The 22,669-nt window shown below is 71.0% G+C and carries 25 protein-coding genes; 15 read left to right on the top strand and 10 right to left on the bottom strand.

The features are described 5' to 3' along the window. Nucleotides 1-13: 13 nt before the first annotated feature. Genes ACZ7PG_RS45925 through ACZ7PG_RS45895 form a run of 7 tightly spaced genes read left to right on the top strand, consistent with a single transcriptional unit; the run spans nt 14 to nt 6,354 of the window. Nucleotides 14-820 carry an ABC transporter ATP-binding protein gene (locus ACZ7PG_RS45925; protein WP_470245506.1) on the top strand — a complete coding sequence of 269 codons (807 nt, stop codon included), beginning with the start codon at nt 14-16 and terminating at the stop codon, nt 818-820. Beyond that, nucleotides 813-1,520, top strand: a complete 708-nt coding sequence (locus tag ACZ7PG_RS45920; protein WP_470245505.1) for an ABC transporter ATP-binding protein — start codon at nt 813-815, stop codon at nt 1,518-1,520. The genes ACZ7PG_RS45925 and ACZ7PG_RS45920 overlap by 8 nt, the downstream gene beginning before the upstream one ends. Nucleotides 1,521-1,551: 31 nt before the next feature. Next, nucleotides 1,552-2,403 carry a branched-chain amino acid ABC transporter permease gene (locus ACZ7PG_RS45915; RefSeq protein WP_470245504.1) on the top strand — a complete coding sequence of 284 codons (852 nt, stop codon included), beginning with the start codon at nt 1,552-1,554 and terminating at the stop codon, nt 2,401-2,403. Continuing rightward, a complete protein-coding gene (locus ACZ7PG_RS45910) occupies nt 2,400-3,470 on the top strand; it encodes a branched-chain amino acid ABC transporter permease (protein WP_470245503.1) in 1,071 nt (356 codons plus the stop codon). The genes ACZ7PG_RS45915 and ACZ7PG_RS45910 overlap by 4 nt, the downstream gene beginning before the upstream one ends. Next, a complete protein-coding gene (locus tag ACZ7PG_RS45905) occupies nt 3,457-4,770 on the top strand; it encodes an ABC transporter substrate-binding protein (protein ID WP_470245502.1) in 1,314 nt (437 codons plus the stop codon). The genes ACZ7PG_RS45910 and ACZ7PG_RS45905 overlap by 14 nt, the downstream gene beginning before the upstream one ends. A 60-nt stretch (nt 4,771-4,830) precedes the next feature. Next, a complete protein-coding gene (locus ACZ7PG_RS45900) occupies nt 4,831-5,397 on the top strand; it encodes a TetR/AcrR family transcriptional regulator (protein WP_470245501.1) in 567 nt (188 codons plus the stop codon). Between the two features lie 21 nt (nt 5,398-5,418). Then, entirely contained in the window at nt 5,419-6,354 is a 936-nt protein-coding gene (locus tag ACZ7PG_RS45895; protein ID WP_470245500.1) for a GlxA family transcriptional regulator, read from the top strand. Here ACZ7PG_RS45895 and ACZ7PG_RS45890 read toward each other — a convergent pair. After that, complete coding sequence (locus ACZ7PG_RS45890; RefSeq protein WP_470245499.1) at nt 6,299-6,829, bottom strand: hypothetical protein; 531 nt, start codon at nt 6,827-6,829, stop codon at nt 6,299-6,301. The two genes, ACZ7PG_RS45895 and ACZ7PG_RS45890, sit on opposite strands and share 56 nt — an antisense overlap. A gap of 144 nt (nt 6,830-6,973) precedes the next feature. Between ACZ7PG_RS45890 and ACZ7PG_RS45885 the strand changes: the two genes are divergently transcribed. Next, complete coding sequence (locus ACZ7PG_RS45885; protein ID WP_470245701.1) at nt 6,974-8,038, top strand: MFS transporter; 1,065 nt, start codon at nt 6,974-6,976, stop codon at nt 8,036-8,038. On the opposite strand, the gene ACZ7PG_RS45880 is transcribed toward ACZ7PG_RS45885, so the two are convergent. The 3 genes from ACZ7PG_RS45880 to ACZ7PG_RS45870 all read right to left on the bottom strand — a co-directional run bounded on the left by ACZ7PG_RS45880 (nt 8,010) and on the right by ACZ7PG_RS45870 (nt 10,113). After that, on the bottom strand, nt 8,010-8,201 hold the full coding sequence (locus tag ACZ7PG_RS45880; protein WP_470245498.1) for a hypothetical protein: 192 nt from the start codon (nt 8,199-8,201) through the stop codon (nt 8,010-8,012). The genes ACZ7PG_RS45885 and ACZ7PG_RS45880 overlap by 29 nt on opposite strands. 71 nt (nt 8,202-8,272) lie before the next feature. Then, complete coding sequence (locus tag ACZ7PG_RS45875; RefSeq protein WP_470245497.1) at nt 8,273-8,929, bottom strand: response regulator transcription factor; 657 nt, start codon at nt 8,927-8,929, stop codon at nt 8,273-8,275. After that, nucleotides 8,917-10,113, bottom strand: coding sequence for a sensor histidine kinase (locus ACZ7PG_RS45870; protein WP_470245496.1), 1,197 nt, complete (start codon nt 10,111-10,113; stop codon nt 8,917-8,919). The genes ACZ7PG_RS45875 and ACZ7PG_RS45870 overlap by 13 nt, the downstream gene beginning before the upstream one ends. Before the next feature lie 124 nt (nt 10,114-10,237). On the opposite strand from ACZ7PG_RS45870, the gene ACZ7PG_RS45865 reads away from it, so the two are divergent. Both ACZ7PG_RS45865 and ACZ7PG_RS45860 read left to right on the top strand, forming a co-directional pair. Next, nucleotides 10,238-10,972, top strand: coding sequence for an ABC transporter ATP-binding protein (locus ACZ7PG_RS45865; protein WP_470245495.1), 735 nt, complete (start codon nt 10,238-10,240; stop codon nt 10,970-10,972). A 2-nt stretch (nt 10,973-10,974) separates the two neighbouring features. Next, nucleotides 10,975-13,503, top strand: a complete 2,529-nt coding sequence (locus tag ACZ7PG_RS45860; protein WP_470245700.1) for an ABC transporter permease — start codon at nt 10,975-10,977, stop codon at nt 13,501-13,503. A 28-nt stretch (nt 13,504-13,531) separates the two neighbouring features. Here ACZ7PG_RS45860 and ACZ7PG_RS45855 read toward each other — a convergent pair whose 3' ends face one another. Together ACZ7PG_RS45855 and ACZ7PG_RS45850 are read right to left on the bottom strand one after the other, a co-directional pair. After that, nucleotides 13,532-13,855, bottom strand: a complete 324-nt coding sequence (locus ACZ7PG_RS45855) for a hypothetical protein (RefSeq protein ID WP_470245494.1) — start codon at nt 13,853-13,855, stop codon at nt 13,532-13,534. A gap of 65 nt (nt 13,856-13,920) precedes the next feature. Next, nucleotides 13,921-16,788 carry an AfsR/SARP family transcriptional regulator gene (locus ACZ7PG_RS45850; RefSeq protein WP_470245493.1) on the bottom strand — a complete coding sequence of 956 codons (2,868 nt, stop codon included), beginning with the start codon at nt 16,786-16,788 and terminating at the stop codon, nt 13,921-13,923. 147 nt (nt 16,789-16,935) lie between these two features. Between ACZ7PG_RS45850 and ACZ7PG_RS45845 the strand changes: the two genes are divergently transcribed. Continuing rightward, a complete protein-coding gene (locus tag ACZ7PG_RS45845) occupies nt 16,936-17,592 on the top strand; it encodes a hypothetical protein (protein WP_470245492.1) in 657 nt (218 codons plus the stop codon). Nucleotides 17,593-17,619: 27 nt separating this feature from the next. On the opposite strand, the gene ACZ7PG_RS45840 is transcribed toward ACZ7PG_RS45845, so the two are convergent. Beyond that, a complete protein-coding gene (locus tag ACZ7PG_RS45840) occupies nt 17,620-17,847 on the bottom strand; it encodes a DUF397 domain-containing protein (protein WP_470245491.1) in 228 nt (75 codons plus the stop codon). Beyond that, entirely contained in the window at nt 17,844-18,710 is an 867-nt protein-coding gene (locus ACZ7PG_RS45835; RefSeq protein WP_470245490.1) for a helix-turn-helix domain-containing protein, read from the bottom strand. The genes ACZ7PG_RS45840 and ACZ7PG_RS45835 overlap by 4 nt, the downstream gene beginning before the upstream one ends. A gap of 290 nt (nt 18,711-19,000) precedes the next feature. On the opposite strand from ACZ7PG_RS45835, the gene ACZ7PG_RS45830 reads away from it, so the two are divergent. The 3 genes from ACZ7PG_RS45830 to ACZ7PG_RS45820 all read left to right on the top strand — a co-directional run bounded on the left by ACZ7PG_RS45830 (nt 19,001) and on the right by ACZ7PG_RS45820 (nt 21,000). Beyond that, entirely contained in the window at nt 19,001-19,585 is a 585-nt protein-coding gene (locus ACZ7PG_RS45830; protein ID WP_470245489.1) for a hypothetical protein, read from the top strand. Nucleotides 19,586-19,692: 107 nt separating this feature from the next. Further along, on the top strand, nt 19,693-20,343 hold the full coding sequence (locus ACZ7PG_RS45825) for a glycoside hydrolase family 11 protein (protein ID WP_470245488.1): 651 nt from the start codon (nt 19,693-19,695) through the stop codon (nt 20,341-20,343). Nucleotides 20,344-20,346: 3 nt separating this feature from the next. Continuing rightward, on the top strand, nt 20,347-21,000 hold the full coding sequence (locus tag ACZ7PG_RS45820) for a polysaccharide deacetylase family protein (RefSeq protein WP_470245487.1): 654 nt from the start codon (nt 20,347-20,349) through the stop codon (nt 20,998-21,000). A 45-nt stretch (nt 21,001-21,045) separates the two neighbouring features. Here ACZ7PG_RS45820 and ACZ7PG_RS45815 read toward each other — a convergent pair whose 3' ends face one another. Continuing rightward, on the bottom strand, nt 21,046-21,723 hold the full coding sequence (locus tag ACZ7PG_RS45815; RefSeq protein ID WP_470245486.1) for a hypothetical protein: 678 nt from the start codon (nt 21,721-21,723) through the stop codon (nt 21,046-21,048). Nucleotides 21,724-21,767: 44 nt separating this feature from the next. On the opposite strand from ACZ7PG_RS45815, the gene ACZ7PG_RS45810 reads away from it, so the two are divergent. Then, nucleotides 21,768-22,421, top strand: coding sequence for a response regulator (locus ACZ7PG_RS45810; protein ID WP_470245485.1), 654 nt, complete (start codon nt 21,768-21,770; stop codon nt 22,419-22,421). A gap of 4 nt (nt 22,422-22,425) precedes the next feature. On the opposite strand, the gene ACZ7PG_RS45805 is transcribed toward ACZ7PG_RS45810, so the two are convergent. Next, entirely contained in the window at nt 22,426-22,611 is a 186-nt protein-coding gene (locus ACZ7PG_RS45805; protein ID WP_470245484.1) for a hypothetical protein, read from the bottom strand. Nucleotides 22,612-22,669 lie beyond the last annotated feature (58 nt).

Below are 22,669 nucleotides of genomic sequence, written 5' to 3'. Positions count from 1 at the left end.
AGGAGTGTCATCGATGACACCTCGTGGTGAGGCTCTTCCCCGCGAAGACCTGCTCGTGGTCGACGGCCTCACCGTGCGGTTCGGCGGGCTCACCGCGCTCAACGACGTGCGGATGAGCGTCGACGCCGGCACCGTCGTCGGGGTCATCGGCCCCAACGGCGCCGGGAAGACGACGCTCTTCAACGTCATCTGCGGCTTCGTCCGGCCCCAGTCCGGGCGCGTGCTGTGGCGCGGCGAACCGCTCGTGCGGCACCGTCCCGAACACCTCGCCGGGCTCGGGATCGTCCGCACCCTCCAGGGTCTCGGTCTCTTCGCCGGGCTGACCGTGCTCGAGAACGTGATGGCCGGCGCGGGCCGGCACGCCAAGACCGGCCTGCTCCCCGCGCTCGTCGGCGCCGGACGCTCGGCGCGCGACGAAGCCGGTCTCGCGCAGCGGGCCCGCCAGACGCTCGGGGAGCTCGGGATCGCCGATCTCGCCGACCGGCTGCCCGGCGTTCTTCCTTACGGCGTGCGAAAACGCGTCGCCCTCGCGCGGGCGCTGGTGGCCGAGCCGGACCTGCTGCTGCTCGACGAACCCGCCAGCGGGCTTTCGGCCGCCGAGCTCATCGAGCTCTCGACGTTGATCCTCTCCCTGCGGCGGCACATGGCGGTCGTGCTCGTCGAACACCACATGGACCTCGTCATGCAGGTCTGCGACCGCGTCGTGGTGCTCAACTTCGGCGAGGTGATCGCGGCGGGCGCCCCGGCCGAGATCCAGGCCGACCCCCGCGTGGCCGAGGCCTACCTCGGCGACCCCGCCGAGGAGGCGCCCGGTGCTTGAGATCGACGAGCTTTCCGTGGCCTACGGCGCCGTCCGCGCGCTCGACGGGGTCGGCCTGCGGGTCGACCGCGGCGGGATCACCGCCGTGCTCGGCGCCAACGGCGCGGGCAAGACGACGCTGCTGCGCACGATCAGCGGCCTGCAGCCGGCCCGCGGCGGCCGGATTGCCTGGGCCGGCAGGGACCTCACCGGCTTGGCCCCCGACCGCATCGCCCGCGGCGGCGTCGCGCACGTGCCCGAAGGCGGCGGGGTGATCACCGAGCTGACCGTCGACGAGAACCTCCGGCTGGGCGCGCTGTGGCGCCGCGACCGCGCCGACCGCGAGGCCGCGCGCAGGGAGGTGTTCGAGCTCTTCCCGCCGCTGGAAGAACGTGCGGCGAAACCCGCCGCGACGCTGTCCGGCGGCGAGCGGCAGATGCTGGCCATCGGCCGCGCCCTGATGAGCCGGCCGGAACTGCTGCTGCTGGACGAGCCGTCGCTCGGTCTCGCACCGCTGATCACCGCCCGGATCATGGGCATCCTGCGGGACCTGCGGACCTCGACCGGGCTCACCGTGGTGCTCGTCGAGCAGAACGCGCACAGCGCGCTGTCCATCGCCGACAACGGTTACGTCCTCGCGCTCGGCAGCGTGGTGGCCGTCGACACCGCCGCGGAGTTGCTGGCCGACGACGGTCTCCGCCACGCCTACCTCGGGTTCTGAAGACCGTAATCATGGAGGTGAACGGTCCGGTATGCAGGAATTCTTCGACCTGACCCTCGGCGGGATCTCCGCCGGCGCGGTCTACGCGGCCCTCGGGCTCGCGCTGGTCATCATCTACCGGGCCACCCGGGTGGTGAACTTCGCGCAGCCCGCCCTCGCCCTGATTTCGACGTACCTCGCGTACTCCGTGACGAAGGCGACGGGCAGCTACTGGCTCGGCTTCGCCGTCGCGATCGTGGCCGGGACGCTGCTGGGCGTCGCCACCGAACGGCTGCTGATCCGGCCGCTGCGGCACCGCTCCGAGCTGAGCTCGATCATCGTCACGCTCGGGCTTTTGCTGGTGCTGCAGGCGATCGCGGGCATGATCTGGTCGAACGAGCCGCTGGCGTTCCCGTACGCCTTCGACTTCGTCGGCCGGTTCTCCGCCAACGACCTCTTCGTGGTGCTGGTGGTGCTCGTGATCGCCGCGCTCGTGCTGGTGGTGTTCAAGTACACGCCGCTGGGCCTGCGGATGCGGGCGGCGGCGTTCGCCCCGGAGGTGGCGCGCACGCTCGGCGTGCGGGTCGGGCTGATGCTCACCGTCGGCTGGGGACTGGCGGCGGCGGTCGGCTCGCTGGCCGGGCTGCTCGCCACCCCGCCGTTCCTCTTCCCCAACGTGCTGGACGGCGTCTTCGTCTACGCGCTCACCGCGGCGGTGCTCGGCGGCCTGGACAACCCCCTGGGCACCATCGCCGGCGGGTTCGTCGTCGGCGTCGGACTGTCCTACGTGTCCGGCTACCTCGGACCGGAGATGGTGACGATCGCCGCGCTGGCGATCCTCGTCGTCGTGCTGATCGTGCGTCCCAGCGGGTTGTTCGGCCGCGCGAAGGTGAGGCGGGTATGACCGTGCGCACGAGTCTTCCGGAGACCCGCGCCGAGGCGGTGGCGAACAAGCGGACGCTGCCACCGCTGCTCCGCCACGTCCTGTTCGCGCTGGCCGCGTTCGCCGCCGTCGTCCTGCTGACGCTGGTCACCGACGAGTTCACCAACCTGCGGATCGCGACGATCGGCTACTACCTGATCGCGGTCGCCGGGCTGACCCTGCTCACCGGGCTCACCGGGCAGGTCTCCCTGGGCCACGGCGCGTTCATGTTCATCGGCGCGTACACGGTGGCGCTGCTGGTGCGCCGGGTGCCGTCGTTCCCGCTGTGGGCCGACCTGCTGCTCGCGTCGGCCGCCGGCGGGCTCGCCGGGCTGCTGGCCGGGGCCGCCGCGGCCCGGCTGCGCGGCCCGTACCTCGCCGGGGCGACGCTCGCGCTGGCCGTCGGCCTGCCCGCGCTGACCCGCCGGTTCCAGGACTTCCTTGGCGGCAGCAACGGACTCAGCTTCACCGTCCACAGCAGACCGTCCGGGGTGGCCGTTCCCGAGCTGCGCTGGCAGACCTGGGTCGTCTGGCTCAGCGTGCTCATCGCGCTGGTGCTGGTGGTCAACGTCGTGCGCGGCCGGCTCGGGCGCGACTTCCGGGCCGTGCGCGACGACGAGGTCGCCGCGTCGCTGAGCGGGATCGCCGTCGGCCGCACGAAGATCCTCGCGTTCCTGATCAGCGCGATGTGCGGTGGCCTGGCCGGCGGCCTGCAGGCGTTCCTGCTCGGCACCGCCGCACCCGGCTCGTTCACGCCCGCGCTGTCGCTGAGCCTGCTGGCGGCCGTCGTGCTGGGCGGGCTCGGCTCCCTGTGGGGCGCGCTGTGGGGCGCGGTCGCGCTCGTCTACTTCCAGGCCTGGTCCGAGGACCTCGCCGACGTCCTGCACCTCAACACCGACGTCGCCAACAACCTCCCGCTCGCGGTGTACGGCGTGATCCTCATCGTCGTCGTGCTCGCCTTCCCGCGCGGCATGCAGGGCGGGTTCCAGTGGCTGCGCAAGCTTCTCCGTCGACCCGCCGAAAAGAAGGAGAACCATGAGAACCACTAGGTACGGCGCGGGGTTCCTCGCTCTCGCCTTGGCCCTGACCGCGTGCGGAGGTGCGGGGGAGAGCGACGGCGGCGGTCAGCAGGCCGCCGACTCGGCCGTCGGCGTCACGAAGGACACCGTCACCATCGGCACGCACCAGCCGCTGACCGGCCCGGCCGCGCCCGGGTACAGCAAGATCTCCGTCGGCGCCCGCGCGGTGTTCCAGTCGATCAACGACGGCGGCGGCATCAACGGCCGCAAGATCGACTACAAGGTCGAGGACGACGGGTACAACCCGACGAAGACCGTCGAGGTCGTCAAGAAGCTCGTCCTGCAGGACAAGGTGTTCGCGATCGTCGGCGGGCTCGGCACGCCGACGCACTCGAAGGTCGTCGACTACCTGAACACCGAGGGCGTGCCGGACCTGCTGGTGTCCTCGGGCGCGCTGGCGTGGGACAACCCGCAGAAGGCGCCGATGACCTTCGGCTACCAGCTGGACTACGCGCGTGAGGGCAAGATCCAGGGCAAGTACATCAAGGACAACTTCGCCGGCAAGAAGATCGGGTACTTCACGCAGAACGACGACATCGGCCGGGACACCCAGGCGGGGCTCGACCAGTTCGTGAAGGACCAGACCGTCGTCCGGCAGGGCTACGACAGCGCCAACACCGACGTCACGCCGCAGCTGTCCGCGCTCAAGGCCGCGGGCGCCGAGGTCGTCGTCTGCGAGTGCATCCCGGCGTTCACCGCGCTGTCGATCCTGGCCGCGGCCAAGATCGGCTACAAGCCGCAGTTCGTCGTCAGCAGCATCGGCGCGGACCCGGCGACGCTGTCCGGGCTGCTGCAGGACTTCGCCAAGCGCGGCGGCGCGACCGTCTCGAGCGCACAGCTGCTGTCCGGGCTGATCGGCACCGGCTACCTGCCCGACGTCTCGCAGACGTCCGACCCGTGGGTCGCCTACTTCAAGGGCATCCACGACAAGTACATCCCGAAGGAGCCGCTCACCAACACGCTGTTCTACGGGATGGTGCTGGGGTACACGTTCGGCCAGGCGCTGAAGGCCGCCGGGCCGGACCCGACGCGCCAGAAGATCGTCGAAGCGATGAGCTCCGGGCAGCTGAAGGGCCCGGGCCTCACGCCGTTCGGGTTCTCGAAGGACTCGCACTCCGGGTACACCGGCGGGTTCGTGTTCAAGATCAACCCGGACACCACGACGACGGTGATCCAGCCACCGTCGGTCACCGACCGGGGCACCGGGGCCATCACGCCGTACACCGGTGAACGCGCCACTCCGGAGCAGGTGAACCTGTTGGGCAAGTGAGGATCGGGCCGGTCCGCGGCGCCGTGCGGACCGGCCTCCCCGCTCACATAGGGTGGCGACATGAGCGTGCGGGACAAGGTGGTGCGGGCGGCGGTACGCCTGTTCGCCGAGAAGGGGTTCGAGGCCACGACGGTCCGGGAGATCGTCGAAGAGGCCGGTGTCACCAAAGGTGGGCTGTACCACTACTTCGAGTCCAAGGACGACCTGCTCCTGGAGATCTACACCGCGATGCTGCGGATGCAGGCCCAGCGGATGCGGACCATCGCGGAGTCGGACCTGCCGCTGCCGGAACGGCTGCACGCCATCATCGCCGACGTCGTCGTCACCAGCATCGCCGACCTCGACGCGGCGACGGTGTTCTTCCTGTCGTTCCCGCTGCTGGAGAAGTCCAAGCAGGTCCAGGTGCGGGCCGAGCGGCGCGTCTACCACGAGCGCGTGCGCGACCTCGTCGCCGAGGGGCAGCGCGCGGGCGTCTTCCGCGACGACGTCCCCGCCGACCTGGTGATCAACTACCACTACGGCGCGATCCACCGGCTCCACATGTGGTACCACGCGGACGGCCCGCTGTCGGGGGAGCAGGTCGGCGAGCACTTCGCGAACCTGATGCTGCGCAGCCTCCGTCCTTAGTGGACGGTCTACCGTGGTGCCATGCACATCGTGGCGGTCCTCGCGCTCGACCAGGTCGTCCCGTTCGACCTGGCGACGCCCATCGAGGTCTTCTCGCGGACCCTCCTGAACGGCGCACCGGCCTACGAGGTCCGGATCTGCGGCCCCGAGCCCGAGCTCGACGCGGGGATGTTCACGCTCCGGCCGCCGTGGGACCTCGGCGGCCTGGCGGACGCGGACACGATCATCGTGCCGGGCCGGGCGTCGAACCCGCCCCTGCCGTCTTCGGTGATCTCGGCGTTGCGGAGCGCGGCGGCGCGGGGAGCGCGGATCGCGTCGATCTGCTCGGGGGCGTTCGTGCTGGCCGAGACGGGCTTGTTGGACGGTCTCCGCGCGACGACCCACTGGGCGGCCGCGCCCGAGCTCGCCCGGCTCTACCCGGCGATCGACGTCGATCCGGACGTGCTCTACGTGGACAACGGGCAGATCCTCAGTTCGGCGGGCGCGGCGGCGGGCCTGGACCTGTGCCTGCACCTGATCCGCCGCGACCACGGTTCGGCGGTGGCGGCGTCGGCGGCCCGGCTGTCGGTGATGCCCCTGGAGCGCGAGGGCGGCCAGTCCCAGTTCATCGCGCACGACGCGCCGCCGACACCGCGCGGGTCCGAGCTGGAGCCGGTGCTGACGTGGCTGGAGGAGAACTGCGCGGCGGAGCTGACGCTGTCCGGCGTCGCGGCGCAGGTGGGGATGAGCACCCGGACGTTGAACCGCCGTTTCCGCGAGCAGACGGGGACGACGCCGTTGCAGTGGCTGCTGCGGGCCCGGGTGCGGCGCGCGCAGCATCTTCTGGAGGCGACGGGCGAGCCGGTGGACCGGATCGCGGCACAGGTGGGGTTCGGCTCGCCGGGCGCGTTCCGGGAGCGGTTCAAGCGGGTGGTGGGGACGAGTCCGCAGGCCTACCGGGCGAGCTTCCGGGGCTGACCCGGCCGGCCGCGCGGAGGAAGAGGTCGCGCATCGAGCCCATGCCGTACTTGTCGACGGTGCTCGAGAGCTCCGCGATTTCTCGCAGGAGCGGCGTGATGTCTGTGCCGGCTTCGTCGCAGATCGCGTTCAGAGCGAGGATTTCGTCGCGGGTGTCGCGGCCGTGGTCACGGGCCGACAGGTGCAGGAGCCGGGTGCGGACGTCCGCACCCGGGAGGTGCGCGGCCCAGCAGAACGACGGGTAGCGCTCGAACACCGCCCGGACGGCGGCTCGCGTCTCGTCGTCGCCGTGTTCGTAGCGATTGAGGAGTGTCCGCAGCGCTTCCTCGGCTTCGGGTCGGATCCCGGCCTCGTCCAGGGGCTGGGCGGTGCGCAGCTTCTCCGCCCAGGCCGGGTCGGAGAGGTCGACCGGGCGCTTCGCGATCGGTTCCAGGCACAGGTCCAGGAGTGCGACCGTCTCGTCGAGTTCCGCCACGGTTCACCGTAACCGGTAAGGTCGGGGCCATGTCGAGCCCCGAAGCGTCCAGGGTGGGGGCCGCCGGTCATCCCGGCGGCCCGGTAACTCCCGACTTCCCGGGCTCCCCGGGTGACCACGAAGCGTCCACCGCGTTCGTGATCCCTGGAGCTTCTCTTGTCCCTGTACTTCCTCGCCCTGGGCGTGTTCGCCATGGGCACGTCCGAATTCATGCTGGCCGGGCTCGTCCCCGGCATCGCCGCGACGCTCGGCGTCTCGGTCGCACAGGCCGGGTACCTCACCTCCGCCTTCGCCGCCGGGATGGTCGCCGGGGCGCCGCTCATGGCCGCGCTCGCGCGGACTTGGCGACCTCGCACCGCCTTGAACGCCTTCCTGGTCCTCTTCGTCGTCGCGCACGTCGCCGGCGGGCTGACGACGTCCTTCGCCGTCCTGCTCGCGACGCGGGTGGTCGCCGCCGTCGCGAACGCCGGGTTCCTCGCAGTCGCACTGACCGCGGCCGTCGCGCTCGTGGCGCCGGACCGCACCGGCCGCGCGCTCGCCGTCCTCCTCGGCGGGACGACCCTCGCGTGCGTCGCCGGCATCCCCGGCGGGGCGCTGCTCGGCTGGCCCGCGGCCTTCTGGACCGTCGCCGCGCTGTGCCTGCCGGCCTTCGTCGCGGTGTCGCGCATCCCCAGCACCCCCGTCGGCGGCGAAGCCGACCTGAGGAGCGAGTTCGCCGAACTCCGTCCGCTCGCGCCGGTGCTGCTCCGGGCGGCGCTCGTCAACGCAGCCACCTTCGGCGTCTTCACCTACCTGGCGCCGCTGAGCGAGGGCGTCGCGCCGGCGCCGGTGGTGCTCGGCCTCTTCGGTGCCGGGTGCTTCGCCGGCATCACCGCGGCCGGACGCCTCGCGGACCGGTGGCCCGGCCGGGTCGTCGTCATCGGTGGGTCGCTGCTGCTCGGGGGCTGGATCGCGCTGGCCCTGGTCCCAGCGGCGCTCGTCTTGTTCGCGTTCCCGCAAGGCGCGTTGTCGTTCGCGGTCGGCGGCACGGTGATCACCCGGATCCTGCGCCTGGCCACCGGTGCGCCGACGATGGCGGGCTCCTATGCGACAGCGGCGCTCAACGTCGGGGCGACGGCGGGCCCGGTGCTCGCCGGCGTGCTGAACCCGTTCTGGACCGCCGCGGCGCTGACCGCGTCGGCTATCGCCGTCGCCGGACGTAGTAGGTGATCAGCCCCGCAGTCGCGGCCAGCGCGATACCTCCCGCGATCATGCGGAGCGTGAAGTCCAGGCCGGTCACGGAGCCGCCGGCGTTGACCGCGGCGCTGATGGCGAGGACCACCCAGAGAACGACGGGGGTGGCGGTGCGGGCGGGGGCAGTGGTGTTTTCCATGCCCCGAACACTACGAACGCGGGCCCGCCTCGACGATCCCGCCGGCACCCGAAACCGGGGTGGTGCCTGCGCTACCCCGCGTCGCGGCCGAGGTAGGCCAGCACCGCCAGCACCCGGCGGTGGCCGCCGCCCTCGTCCGATGGCAGGCCGAGCTTCGCGAAGATGTTGCGGATGTGCTTGAGGACCGCGCCGTCGCTGACGACCAGCAGCTCGGCGATCGTGCTGTTGTTGTAGCCCTCGGCCATCAGCGCCAGCACTTCGCGTTCGCGTGCCGTCAACGCCTCGAGGGGATCGGCGGCGCGGCGGCGGGACATCAGCTGGCCGATGACCTCCGGGTCCATCGCCGTGCCGCCCTTCGCGACCCGCTCGAGCGCGTCGAGGAACCGCTCGACCTTGCCGACCCGCTCCTTGAGCAGGTAGCCGACCGCGCCGACGCCGTCCGCGAGCAGTTCGACCGCGTAGCTCGTCTCGACGTGGGCCGACAGCACCAGCACCGGCAGGCCCGGGTGGATCTCGCGGGCGCGCACGGCCGCGCGCAGGCCCTCGTCGCGGTGGGTCGGGGGCATCCGGACGTCCATCACGACGGCGTCGGGCCGGTCGGCCTCGACGAACGACAGGAAGTCCTCGGCGTTGTCGAACGTCGCGGCGACCTCGATGCCCGCCGTCTTCAGCAGCAGCGCGAGGCCTTCGCGCAGCAGCGCGTCGTCCTCGGCGATCACGACCCGCATGGCAGCTCCACTCGCAGCACGGTCGGCCCACCGGGTGGGCTGGTCAGAGTCAGGGTGCCGTCGAAGGCTTCGGCGCGGCGCCGGATCCCGGCGATCCCGCTGCCGCGCTTCTCGTCGGCGCCGCCGCGGCCGTCGTCGCGGATCTCCAGGGTCAGCAGGCTCACCGTGCCGCCGAGCGTGATGTCCACCCGGGACGCGTCGGCGTGCTTGGTGACGTTGGCCAGCACCTCGGCGACGACGAAGTACGCGGCCGCTTCGACGGCGGCCGGGCGGCCGGTTTCGTACTCGACGGTGACCGCCGTCGGCACCGGTGTGCGCTCCGCGAGCGCCTGCACCGCGCCGGCCAAGCCGCGCTCGCTCAGCAACGGCGGGTAGATGCTGCGCACGACCGTCCGCAGCTCGGCGAGCGCGTCGGTCGCGGTGTCCTGGGCCTTCACCAGCAGGTCGCGCACCGTGGCCGGGTCACGGTCGTAGAGCTGACCGGCGATGCCCAGCTGCAGGACGACCGCCGCGATCCGCGCCTGGGTGCCGTCGTGCAGGTCACGCTCGATGCGGCGCAGCTCGGCGCCGTGCGCCTCCAGCGCGGCCGCCCGCGTCGCGGTCAGTTCGGCGACCCGGTCGGCCAGGACGACGCCCGCGGCGGGCCGCAGCAGCTTCCGCGCGGTGCGGGCCTGCCACTGCGCGGCGCGCGGCAGCAGGAGCGTCAGCCCGGTGAAGGCGATGCCGACCAGCAGAGTCAGCCCGGCGCGCGGCCACGAGTCGACGACGAAACCGAGGGACCCCTGGATCCCGCCCGACGCCGGCCACGCCACGAGCGTCACGACCTGCTGGAGCACGCCCAGCGGCAGCCCGACCGCCATGCTGCCGAGCAGCATCCCGGTCGCGGCGTGGATGGCGAGCCACGCGAGGTCGCGGCGCGTGGCCGGGTCTTTCAGCGGCGAGCCGTCCCGGTACGGCTCGGGGATGGCGTCGCCGAGCCGGCGCGCGGCCCGGCGGCGGTCGACCCCGACCGGCCACCGCGACAGCTTGATCGCGGGGGCCAGCGACGGGATGCCGACGCCGAACGGGCACAGCAGCAGCACGGCGAAGAGCCCGGCGAGGGCGAAGATCGACAACAGCGACGTGCCGGCGCCGACCACGAGGTAACGAGCCGCCGACCAGCACTCGCGCAGGCGGGTCGTCACGCCGACAGTGTCCCACCCCACCCCGGTGGTGGTGCTGGCGCTACCCCGCATCCACCTCTCCACGGGATTCAAGCCACGGCCCCACCGCCCTAGTTTTCCTTACGAGAGAACGAAGGGGACCACGATGACGACAGCGAATGCGCTGGAACTGGCCGGGGTGCGGAAGGTGTACGGCTCCGGCGACGGCGCCGTCACCGCGCTGGACGGCGTGACGGCGAACGTGCCGCGCGGGACGTTCACCGCCGTGATGGGCCCGTCGGGCTCGGGCAAGAGCACCTTCCTGCACTGCGCGGCCGGCCTGGACCGGCCGACTTCGGGGAAGGTCCTGCTCGGCGGCACCGAGATCGGGCGGCTGAAGGAGAACGAGCTGACGCGGCTGCGGCGCACCCGCGTCGGGTTCGTGTTCCAGGCCTACAACCTGATGCCGTCGCTGAACGTGCTGCAGAACATCACGCTGCCGCTGCGGCTGGCCGGCACCAAGCCGGACCCGCAGTGGCTGCGCGAAATCGTCGAAGGCGTCGGCATGGCGAAGCGGCTGGAACACCGTCCGGCGGAGCTGTCCGGCGGGCAGCAGCAGCGCGTCGCGATCGCCCGGGCGCTCATCGCCCGGCCCGACGTCGTGCTGGCCGACGAGCCGACCGGCGCGCTCGACACCCGCACCGCGCGGCAGGTCCTCGACCTGCTCCGCGCCGTCGTCGACGGCATGGGGCAGACGGTCCTGATGGTGACCCACGACCCGGTCGCGGCCTCCGCCGCGCACGGCGTCCTGTTCCTCGCCGACGGCAAGCTGGCCGGCCACCTCCCGCACCCCACGCCCGAGCGCGTGGCGGAGCGGATGACGCACCTCGGGGAGTGGTGACCGTGCTGTCACTGGCCTGGCAGACGATCCGGACGCGGCTCGGCGGGTTCGCCGGCGCGTTCATCGCGATCCTGTGCGGCACCGCCCTGGTGGCGGGCTGCGGGGTCCTCATGGAGTCCGGCCTGCGCGCCGGCGTCCCCACCCAGCGCTACGCCGCCGCGGCGGTCGTCGTCGGCGGTGCGCAGAGCGTCCGGCCGCCGGGTGCCGACGCGCTGTCGGCCGAGCAGGTCGGCGAGCAGCCGTCGGTCCCGGACGCACTGGCCGGCCGGATCGCTTCGGTGCCCGGCGTCCGCGCGGCGGTGGCCGAGCAGAGCTTCCCGGCGCAGGTCGTGACGGCGTCCGGGGAGGTGCTCGGGGGCGCGCAGTCCCTGGGCCACAACTGGGACGCGGCCGTGCTGGCGCCGTTCACGCTGCGCGCGGGCCGGGCGCCCGGCGCGGCCGACGAGGTCGTCCTGGACGCCGACCTGGCGCAGCGGGCCGGCGTCGGCGTCGACGGGCAGGTGAAGATCGCGACCCGGTCGGTGCCGCGGACGTTCCGGGTGAGCGGCATCGTCGACGCCCTCTCGCGGCAGTCGGCGCTGTTCTTCACCCCCGATCGGGCCGCGGACCTGGCCGGACGTCCCGGCCAGGCGCACGCGATCGGCGTGCTGGCCGAGCCCGGCGTGGCGCCGGAGACGCTCGCCGAGCGGATCGGCGCGGTCGTGGACGGCGCCGCGGTCACCACGGGCGTCGAGCGCAGCACGATCGAGTTCCTCGACGTCAGCCAGACGCGGATGCTGCTGCTGGCCATCGCCGGCTCGTTCGGCGGGTTCGCGCTGCTCGTAGCCGTGTTCGTGGTGGCGAGCACGCTCGCGCTGACGATCAACCAGCGACGCCGCGAGTTCGCGCTGCTGCGGGCGATCGCCGCGACTCCTCGCCAGGTCCGGAAGCTCATCGGCACCGAAACGACGTTGGTCGCGCTCGTCGCCGGGGTGCTGGGTGGCGCCGCGGGGCTCGCGGTGGCGTCGGGGCTGCGGGACGCGTTCGCGGCGATCGGGGTGATCCCGGCCGACTTCGAACTGGCGATCAGCCCGCTGCCGTCGCTGGCCGCGCTGCTGCTCGGCCTGGGCGCGGCCCGGCTGGCGGCCTGGGCGGCGTCGCGGCGGCCGTCGACGATCCGGCCGGTCGAAGCGCTCGGCGAGGCGGCCGTCGAACGCCGTGAGCTCGGCCGCGTCCGCCTGATCACGGGCTGGGCGCTGGTGCTGGTGGGCTTCGGCGGCGCGTTCGTCCCGCTGTTCCTGCGCGGCGACATCGGGACCGCGATCTCGACGATGGCGACGCTGGTCGTCGTCATCGGGCTGGCCGTGGTCGGCCCGCAGGTGACGGCGCTGGTGACCCGGGTGCTGGCGTCGGTGCTGGGGCGGGTCTGGCGGATCAGCGGGTACCTGGCGGGCGCGAACGCCCAGGCCAACACCCGGCGGCTGGCGGCGGCGGTGACCCCGCTGATGCTGTCGGTGGCGTTCGCACTGGCGACGTTCTACAGCCAGACGTCGTCGACGGCGGCCGCGGCGGAGGAGACGGCCCGCTCGACGACGGCCGACTACGTGCTGAGCGCCCCGGCGGGTGTCTCACCGGAGGTCGCCGCGGCGCTGGCCCGGGTCCCGGGGGTGGCGACGGCGACGCCGGTGGTGCGGACGTCGGTGATCACGGCGTCGACGGTGGGCGACAGCGTGGACGTCCAGCGAAAGCCGGCACAGGGCCTGGCGGGCGACCAGACCCGCGGCGCGCTGGAGCTGGGCGTCGACAGCGGACGGCTCGCGGACCTGACGGGCGACACGGTGGCGTTGAGCCGGTCGGAGGCCGACTGGCTGGACAAGAAGATCGGCGACGAGGTGACGTTCTACTTCGGCGACGGCGCACCGGCGAAGTTGCGCCTGGTGGCGACGTACACGCACGACCTGGCCTTCGGCGACTTCGTCCTGCCGGTGGCCCTGGCCCGCGAGCACAACGGCGGCCGCCTGGACGATTCGGTGCTGGTGCGGCGGTCCCCGGACGCCGACCCCGCGACGGTGGCGACGGCGCTTCGTGCGTTGCCGTACCCGGGCTTGACGGTGGCTTCTTCGGCGCCGGCCGCGTCGGCGGGCGGGGAGCGGCAGGCGCAGTTCTACCTGAACCTGGTGGCGGTGGGCGTGATCGTCGGGTACCTGGCGATTTCGGTGGCCAACACACTGGTGTTGACGACGGCCCAGCGGTCTCGCGAGTTCGCACTGCTGAGGCTGGTCGGTACGACACGCCGCCAGGTGACCCACATGATGCGTCTCGAGGCCCTGGCGACGGTCGGGATCGCTGTGGTGCTGGGGACTTTGGTCGCGTTGGTGCCGCTGGTTTTGCTCAATGTGGGCCTGCGGGGGAGCCCGGTGCCGTCGGGACCGCTGTCCGTCTACTTCGGAATCATCGGCGGCGCGGTGCTGCTGGGGATGCTGGCGATGGGGCTGTCGACGTGGGCGGCGCTGCGGGCCCGCCCCATCGACGCGATCGGCCTGCGGGAGTGAGCCGGTTGCCCGGCTCACCCTGCCGGTTTCAGCAGCCCGCGCCGGTGTCTTCGCCGGTGTAGGAGAGGACGCGCCAATCGGTGGTTCCGCCCAGCGGAGCCACCGCATTGGCGGCTACGCACTTTTCGCCGATGAGGGTCTTGAAGGCGCCGCCGTAGGTCAGGGAGTAGACCTTGATCTTCGCGGCGGCGGTGCCGCAGTTGCCCCACTGGTAGTCGCGGGCGTTCGGGCCCGAGGAGCCCGGGGTCCATTGGGTGCCACAGCTGACGGCCGCCGACGCCGCTGTGGTCGTGACCAAGGGGAAGGCCGCTACGGCGAATCCGAGTGTGATGGCCGCGGTGGTGCGTTTCATGGCTGGTCCCCCTGCTTCGGCAACAGTACGGGGGTCAAGCTAAAGGGGAACGGCTCGGGTTTTCCCTAATGCGGTGGCCACAACCCGAGCCGGGTGAACTGCTCGCGGACGTGCTCGCGCACCGGGTCGCCGGCGTCGGCGACCAGGGCGATCGTTTGGCGGGACTCGTTCCACGCTTCGGCTTGCCGGCCGGTCGCGGCGAGGGACCGCACCAGCGCCACCAGCGCGCGGACGACCCGGACGTGGTCGGCGGGGGAATGCGAAATCCCCAGCGCCTTCCGGGCGAACAGCAGGACGTCCTGATGTTCCTCGGCATCACAGGCGGCTTCGCTCAGCTCGACCAGGGCGGTGAGCGTCCCCTCGTGGTCCGCCGGGTACCAATCGTGCAGTGTGACTGCTTCGGTGAGCCGCCGGAGTGCCTCGGTCGACCGGCCGGCCTGACGGCTCAGCAGCCCGAGCTCCAGCGCCATCGCGGCGTGGCGCCGGTGATCGCCCAGCTCGGCGTACAGCGTTTTCGCGTGGGAGAGGTGCGTCTCCGCTTCTTCGATCTCGCCTTGATGCCGCAGGTGCGTGCCGAGGGCACCGTGGGCTGCGGCGCACTGGGCTGGTTCGTTCAGGCTGTGCTGGATGTCGAGGGCCTGGCGCAGGCAGGATTCGGCCCGGCTCGGGTCACCTGTGTCTTCCGCGTGGCGGGCGAGCAGGAGGAGGACTTCGGACCGGTCACGGCTGTTGCCGGTGTTGTGGAAGATCGCGCTCGACAGCTCGAGGGACTCCTCGGTCTTCCCCGGATCGCCGAGGGCGCGGTGGATCCGCGCCAAGCTGGTCCACGCCTGCCCCTCGGCGTCGAGGTCGTGGTCGGCCCGGGTGGCGAGCAGGACCGCCTGGACGGCCTCGCGCCATTCGGGTGCGGTGCTGCTGATGGTCAGGTGGGGCCGCACCAGCCGGAGCAACGTCACCGCCCGGGACAGGTTGCCGTCTGTCCCACGGCGGATCGCGGCGCACAGGCTCGCTTCCTCGTCGGCCAGGAACGCTTGCGCCGCCGCGAAATCCGGCAGGCGACCGGCCTGGGGCAGTTCGGCCGTGCGCCGCAGGGCGGGCGCCAGTACCTCGGCGGCGTCCGTGACCCGGGCGATGTACCAGTCGAGGAGCCGCGCCTCGGCCCGCGAGCGGTCGGCGGGGGAGTCGTGGGCGAGCGCGAGCCGTTCGCCGGCCGCGCGCGTGAGGACGTCCATCCGGTAGCGGCCGTCTTCCCGGCTCACCAGGTACAAGGAGCCGAGCGCGGTGACGGCGCCGCGAGACGTCTCGTCGTCGGTCCCGTCGAGGGCGCAGATCCCTTCCAGGGAGATGCCGGGCCCGATGGTGAGCGCGAGCGAGCGGAAGAGCCGCGCCGCCGGAGGCTCCAAGGCGCGGTAGGACCACAACACCGAGGTCAGGATCGTGCCGGACGCCAGTTCGCCGGCCAGGAGGAGTTCGGCCGGGCTCGGCAGGCCGCCGTTGCCGGGCAGGAGTTCGGCGAGGGTGCGGACGGCTTGCGGGATGCCGCCGGTCAACGCGAGCGCCGCCGCCGGATCGGGTGGCTCGGCCGGGGCGTCGCGGAGCAGGCTTTCGAGCAGCGGAGCGATCTCGGCTTCGGTGAAGGGAGCGACTTCCAGCCGATAAGCACCGTGGTGGGTCACGAGGTCGCTCAGCCGGTACCGGCTGGTCACGACGACCACGGAGTGCGCGCTGCCCGGCAGCAGGGGCACGACCTGCCCGGAATCCCGGGCGTTGTCGAGGAAGACGAGCACCCGGCGGTCGTCGAGCAGGGTCCGCAGCATCCTGGTCCGGGCGCTCAGGCTCGCGGGGATGACGGCGACTCCCAGCGCGTCGAGGAACTCGGCGAGCACGTCGGCGGGGTCGCGGGGCGGGCCGGTGGCGTACCCGGAGAGGTCGGCGTGCAGCTGCCCGTGGGGGAACCGCTCGCGGACGGCGTGCGACCAGTGCAGTCCCAGCTCCGTCTTGCCGGCACCGGCCGGCCCGGTGACGGCGATGATGAGCGTCGCGGCCGGGCCCTTGACCCGGGAGCGCAGGAACAACGCGTTCAGCCGGCCGAGATCCTCGTCGCGATCGACGAACTGGCTGACGGTCGACGGCAGCTGGGCGGGTGGCAGCGAGCGGAGAGCCGCCTGGGTGCGGTGCCGGTCGGCGGGCGAATCCCGGGACTGGAGCAGTTGCTGGTGCAGTCCTTGCAGCTCTTGGCCGGGCCCGGTCCCGAACGACCGGGCGAACCGGTCGTACACCTGTTTCCAGTAGGTGTCGAAGACTTCGTAGTGCCCGAGCCCGTCCAGCGCGGTGATCCGCTGCGCGATGTACTGGGTGTCCAGCTCGTGGTCGACCATGGCTTCGTCGAGAATCCGCAGCACCTCGCGGAAGTTGCGGCGCTCGAGCTCGACGGCGCACAGCGCTTGGTAGCCGGCGACGCGCTCGTAGCGGTCGAGGTCTTCCCGTTTCTGCTCCATCCAGATGGTACCGAGGTCTTCGACGGCGGGGCCCTGCCAGAGATCCATCGCTTCCCGCAACGCGTTGGCGGCCTCGTCGAGCCGCCCGGTTTCCCGCGCGCGCTCGCCGTCGCGAATCAGGGTTTTGAAGCGTGCGTAGTCGAGATCGTCGTTCCCAGGCAGGAACTGGTAGCCGGCGCGCTGGGTGACGATCCGCGCGGAGACGCCGAAGCCGCGTAGGCAGGCCCGGAGCCGGCTGACGTAGGTCTGGAGGTCGTTTCGGGCGTGCTCGGGCGGGTTGTCGTCCCAGAGTGCTTCGGTGACGGTCCGGACGGTGACGACCTTGCCGTGGTTGAGCATCAGGACACCCAGCAGGGAGCGTTCCTTGGCCCGCCCGAGGCCGACGGTGAGGTCGCCGAGCAGCAGCTCCACGGGCCCCAGGATCCGAAATTCCATCAGGCTTCCCGTCCACCCCCGGCCGGTCGTCCTGACCAGCACCGTAACCCTGCACCGGGCCGGTTTCAGCGCGGGTCGAGTGGCTGTCAAGGTTTTGTCCAGCAGGCGGCAAGCGAAGTGTCCACCGGGCGAGTTCACGATCAGCGCATGTCGTGGACGGATGTGTGGGAGTGGCTTCGGGGGAGTGCGCCGCCTTTGGTTGTCGAGCCGGTGGCGGATCCGGTCCACCACACGATTCTCGCGCTCGGTATCGACGGGTTTTCGTCGTTCGACCGCACAAACCTGCACCGTCTGGTGCTGCGGGAGGGGCTGTACCGGGCTTTCCAGCAGGCGTTGGCTGAGAGTGGCGTCGCGTGGAGTCACTGCCATAACGCGGACTTCGGCGAAGGGGTGCTGTTGCTGGTTCCCGCGGGTTATCCGAAGGCGGTGTTCAGCGAACTGGTCCCGGACGCTTTGACGAGATCCTTGGCGGACCACAACGGCGCTCATCGGCCACCGGAACGCATCCGGCTCCGCATGGTGCTTCATGCGGGAGAAGTCAGCTATGACAGCTATGGCACGACGGGTTCGGCGATCGTGCACGCGTTCAGGCTGCTCAATTCCGTGGTGTTGCGGAAGAGCTTGGCCTGGTCGGACAGTGATCTCGCGGTGATCGCCTCGGGTTGGTACTACGACGAGATCATTCGGCACAGTCCATTGAGCGGCCGTTATGAGCCTGTGGTGGTTCAGGAGAAGGAAACCACGGCACAAGCTTGGGTTCGGTTGGTCGGGCCGGCCGAGCCGGACTTTCGCGCTTTGGGGTGAGGGGCCCTGCAGTTACCCCTCACCTGATCAAAGGCACGACATCGAACCATCCTCTGGAGTTATCGCGTGGAGGAAGGACGTCCAGGCACTGGCGGAAAGCTCGATGATCGGTTGACCGGGCCGGCGGTCCTTGGTGTCGCGAACGAGAGCGGTGTCGGATGTCAGCCGGGTTTCGACGCAGCTGCCACCGGCGTTGGAATAGCTGCTCTTGAACCATCCGTCGAGGCGCGGTGCGCGCGAAAACTCTACAGTCAACTCAGTTCCTTCAAGATTTTTCGGACGATCTGCAGGGTTTTCTCCCGGGTCTGCGCTCGCCCATATGCGTCCTCGTAGGTGGTGGCGATGTTCCGGACCTGCACCGGGTCGTCGATGACGCCCCAGGCGGTCACGGTTTCCTGCCATGCGAGGGCGGGGAGCCGCGGGTTCCCGAATTCGATGAGGTGCACGGTTGCTGCACCGAAGAGTCCGCACGCGGTGGCGGTGAACGGAATGACGCGGACGTCGAGCTTCCGCGGGTGACTCTCGATCAGCTCGGCCAGATGCGCGAGCTGCTGCTTGAGCACTGCCCGCCCGCCGATCTGCTGCCGCAGGGCTGCTTCGCTGATGATGGCGGTCAGGGTGAAGGGGTCGTCCGCGTCCGCGATCCGGGCCTGGCGGCGCAGCCGGGCTTCAACGCGTTGGTCAACCTCGACGCGCGGCAATGTCACCGCGGGCGTCATGATCGCCCGGATGTAGTCGGCGGTCTGCAGGAGCCCCGGGATCAGCAGGCTTTCCCAGTCCCGAACCGCCTGAGCGCCCTGTTCAAGTCCGAACAGGCGCTGGACGTCGGCGTCGAAAAGCGCTGAGTAGTTCGACCACCAGCCGCGTTCCTTGGCGGCGGTGCGCAGCGCCAGGAGCTCGGCTTTTTCCTCTTCATCGAACTCGAACAGATCGAGGACGCGGGTGAGCGCTTCCGGGGAGAGGATCTTGCGCTCGTTTTCGACGGCACTCCAGTAGTTGCGAGTGAAGTCCAGGGCTTCGGTGATCGCCCTGACTTCGATGCCCAGCCGCTCCCGCTGCCGTTTCAAGCGCAGGGCAAGCTCCCACGATGCGACGACGGGAGACGACGGCGCGCTCATTGTGGGGACAGTCCTCCGCTGGTTACGGTAACCACACAGTATGCGGTTGCGGTGACCATGCCCCCACCGGGTTCCGCTAACCTCGTATTACCACTTGTCATCGGGTACGCGACCCCCCGAGCGGATACCCCGAACGGATGAATTGCGCCATGTCGGAGCCTCGAGCGGAACTTCGTGGGCGGACCTCCCGGGTCCGTCCGGAGCTAGCGCTCGCTCCCTCCCGGCCACCCGTCGTCAACGTCGACTGGCAGGGCAGCGTCGAACTCGACACGGCACACTGCACCATCCTCGTGATCGACGTCGAAGGCTTTGGGCGCTACTCCCGGACCAACCCGAACAAGATCAGGATCCGCCGCGGAATGTACCGCGCCCTCGAGCGGGCCTTCGTGGCGGCCGGCATTCCGTGGGCTGTCTGCCAGTACTCGGACCTCGGGGACGGCGTACTCGTGCTGGGTCCGGCGGCCGTCTCGAAGACGCCCTTCGCCGAGCGGCTCCCCGGTGCGCTCGCCGAGGAGTTGGCCGCGCACAACGGCGTGCACCCGCCCGAGGAGCAGATGAGGCTGAGGCTGGCGCTGCACGCCGGTGAAGTGACCTTCGACGCCCACGGCGTCACCGGCGCTTCGATCCTCGACGCACAACGGCTGGTGGACGCGCCCGTGCTCAAACACGCCTTGGCGGATGCGTCGGCTCTACTGGCCACCATCGCTTCCTCGTGGTTCTACGAGGAAGTCGTGCGACAGAGCGAGGGAAGCGACGCCGGTGCGTACCGCCCGGTCGCCGTCGCCGGAGACGAGTTTGCCGTCCCCGCCTGGATTCGGCTGCTCGACGCGCCGCTGGCGCGGCGGCGTGCGCTGATCCGGTCGCGGCGCGGCTGACTCGGGAAAACTCTTCCGTACTCCCGAAACTTTCCGAAAGTTATTGCCCCACCACCAGCTCCGATCACATGCTTTCCCCACCTGGCCAGCCTCGACGAGGAGGAAGCATGCTCACCAAGAACCGCTTCAGGGTGGGGGTCGCCCTTGCGCTCATCGCCGCGCTCGTTCCCGGCGTGGCCAGGGCCGATACCGTTCTCACCAAGAGCCAGACCGGGAGCAACGGGGGCTACTACTACTCCTTCTGGACCGACGGTGGCGGCTCCGTCCAGATGACGCTCACCTCCGGGGGCAACTACCGGATGAACTGGAGCAACGTCGGGAACTTCGTCGGGGGCAAGGGCTGGAGCAACGGGAGCCGGCGGACCGTCAGCTACTCCGGGAGCTTCAACCCCTCCGGGAACGGCTACCTCGCCCTCTACGGCTGGACCTCCAACCCGCTCGTCGAGTACTACATCGTCGACAACTGGGGCACCTACCGGCCGACCGGGACCTACAAGGGCACCGTCACCAGCGATGGTGGCACCTACGACGTCTACCAGACCACCCGCTACAACGCGCCGTCCGTCGAGGGGACCAAGACCTTCAACCAGTACTGGTCCGTGCGGCAGCAGAAGAAGACCGGCGGGACCATCACCACCGGGAACCACTTCGACGCCTGGGCGCGCTACGGCATGCGGCTCGGGAGCTTCAACTACTACATGATCCTCGCCACCGAGGGCTACCAGAGCAGTGGCAACTCCAACCTGACGGTGGGCTGACCGATGCGTCCCTTGATCATGGCGGCCGCGTTGGCCGTGACGACCATGGCCGCCGTCGGGCCGGCGGAAGCTGCCGCCTGCACCGGGTACGTCGGTCTCACCTTCGATGACGGACCGTCCAATGCGCACACTCCCGCGCTGCTGAACTCCTTGCGGCAGAACGGGTTGCGGGCGACCATGTTCAACGAGGGCCAGTACGCCGCCGCCTATCCCGCGCAGGTGCGGGCTCAGGTGAGCGCCGGTATGTGGGTCGGGAACCACAGCTACACCCACCCGCACCTCACCCAGCAGAGCCAGTCCCAGATGGACTCCGAGATTTCCCGGACGCAGCAGGCGATCGCGGCTGCCGGTGGCGGTACGCCGAGGCTCTTCCGCCCGCCGTACGGGGAAACGAACGGGACGCTGCAAGCCGTCGAAGCGAAGTACGGCCTGCGGCAGATCATCTGGGACGTCGACTCGCAGGACTGGAACAACGCGAGCGTCGACGCGATCGTCGCGGCCAACGCCCGGCTCACCAACGGCCAGGTCATCCTGATGCACGAATGGCCCGGCAACACCCTGGCCGCGATCCCGCGGATCGCGCAGACCCTCGCGAGCCGCGGGCTGTGCGCGGGGATGATCTCGCCTCAGACGGGCCGGGCGGTGGCCCCGGGCTGAGGCCTCCGGGTGGCGCGGCGGCCTCGACCCGCCGCGCCGCCTCCCTCAGTTCACGTACCAGTCGACCCGCGCCGCGTCCGTCCCGCGGGGGCGGATCGTCACGCACACCTCGTGGTCCACCACGATCCCGGTGTGCCGGCAGAACCGGGCCGTGGTGCGGTACGCGTCGTCGGTCGCGGGCGTGAAGTGCCGGGCCATGACGTGGTCCCGCAGCACTTCGGGGGCGTGGTCGCCGGTGGCTTCCAGGACCCGCCAGCAGCCGCCGGAACCGCAGTCGATTTCCGGGACGACCCGCAGCCCGGCCGGAACCGGCACGACCCCTTCGTCGCCGGGTGCCTCCTGCAACCCGGCGAACCACGCCCCGCCCGCGACGACGAACCCGGCGATGGCCAGAACCAGCGGCCGGACGAACCGGCGCGCGCCGATCGCGCACACCACCGCCGCGAGCGTCGTGTGCAGCCAGTAGACCTCGATCGGCGCCGGCACCCACCGCCCGCCCAGGCTCAGCGCGCCCGGCACGACGAACCACGCCAGCAGCACCAGCAGCACCGCTCCGACGATCAGCCCGGACCGGCGCGAAGGCGCCAGCGAAACCCAGACCAGCATCGGGACCAGGCCGAACAGCCCGCCGAACGGGCTCACCGAGAAGCAGACCACGACCACCGCCACCACCACGAGAGCGGCGCGCCACCAGTGGGTCTTGACACTTTCGGGGATGAGCATGCGGCCATTCTCCCGAACACCGGGAATGCGGCAGACTGCCGATCATGACGATCGCGGTGATGGTGGTGGACGACCAGCAGGCCGTGCGCGAAGGCCTGGTCGCGCTCCTGGGGCTCCTCGACGACGTCGACGTCGTCGGCTCGGCGGCCGACGGCGCGCAGGCACTCGACCTGGCCGGGACGCTCGACCGACTCGACGTCGTCCTCATGGACCTCACCATGCCGGTCCTGACCGGGGTCGAGGCGACCCGGCGCCTGACGCGCGAGCACCCCGGCGTCGCCGTCCTCGTCCTCACGACGTACTCGGACGACGAGTCGATCGCCGGGGCGCTCGCGGCGGGGGCGAAGGGCTACCTGACGAAGGACGCGGGCCGCCACGAGATCGGCGCCGCGCTGCGGGCCGTCGTCGCCGGGCAGCTGACCTTCGGGGCCGACGTCTCGCGGCAGGTCGCCGGGGCGCTGGCCGAAGCCAGGAAACCCCTTTCACGCAAGGAAAAGCTTCCCGACGGCCTCACCGCACGCGAGGCCGAGGTGCTCGGGTGGATCGCCGCCGGACTGAGCAACGGCGAGATCGCGGCCGAGCTGGTCATCGGCGAGACGACCGTGAAGACGCACATCAACAACGCCTTCGCCAAGATCGGGGTGGCCAGCCGGGTCGAGGCGCTGCGTTATGCCGAACGGCACGGTCTCGACCGGTGACCGCTCAGTCCCGCTTCCGGCGTTTCTCCAGCTGCTCGCGCACCATCGGCTCCACGAACCGCTTCGCCTGGTCGTAGCGCCCGGCTTTCTTCAACGCGACCGCGATGATCCCGATCACGATCACCAGCAGCAGAATCCCGCCGCCGATGAGCGCGAACCGGAGCAGCATGAACTGGACGACTTCACCCATGGCCGATTTCTCCCTGTCCCGACAACTTCGACGGGGAGAACGCTAGGGCGCGACCCGG

The sequence above is a fragment of the Amycolatopsis sp. NPDC114504 genome (assembly GCF_055633595.1).
Note: the sequence above shows the minus strand (reverse complement) of the source record. Positions and strands in the feature narration are given on the sequence as shown.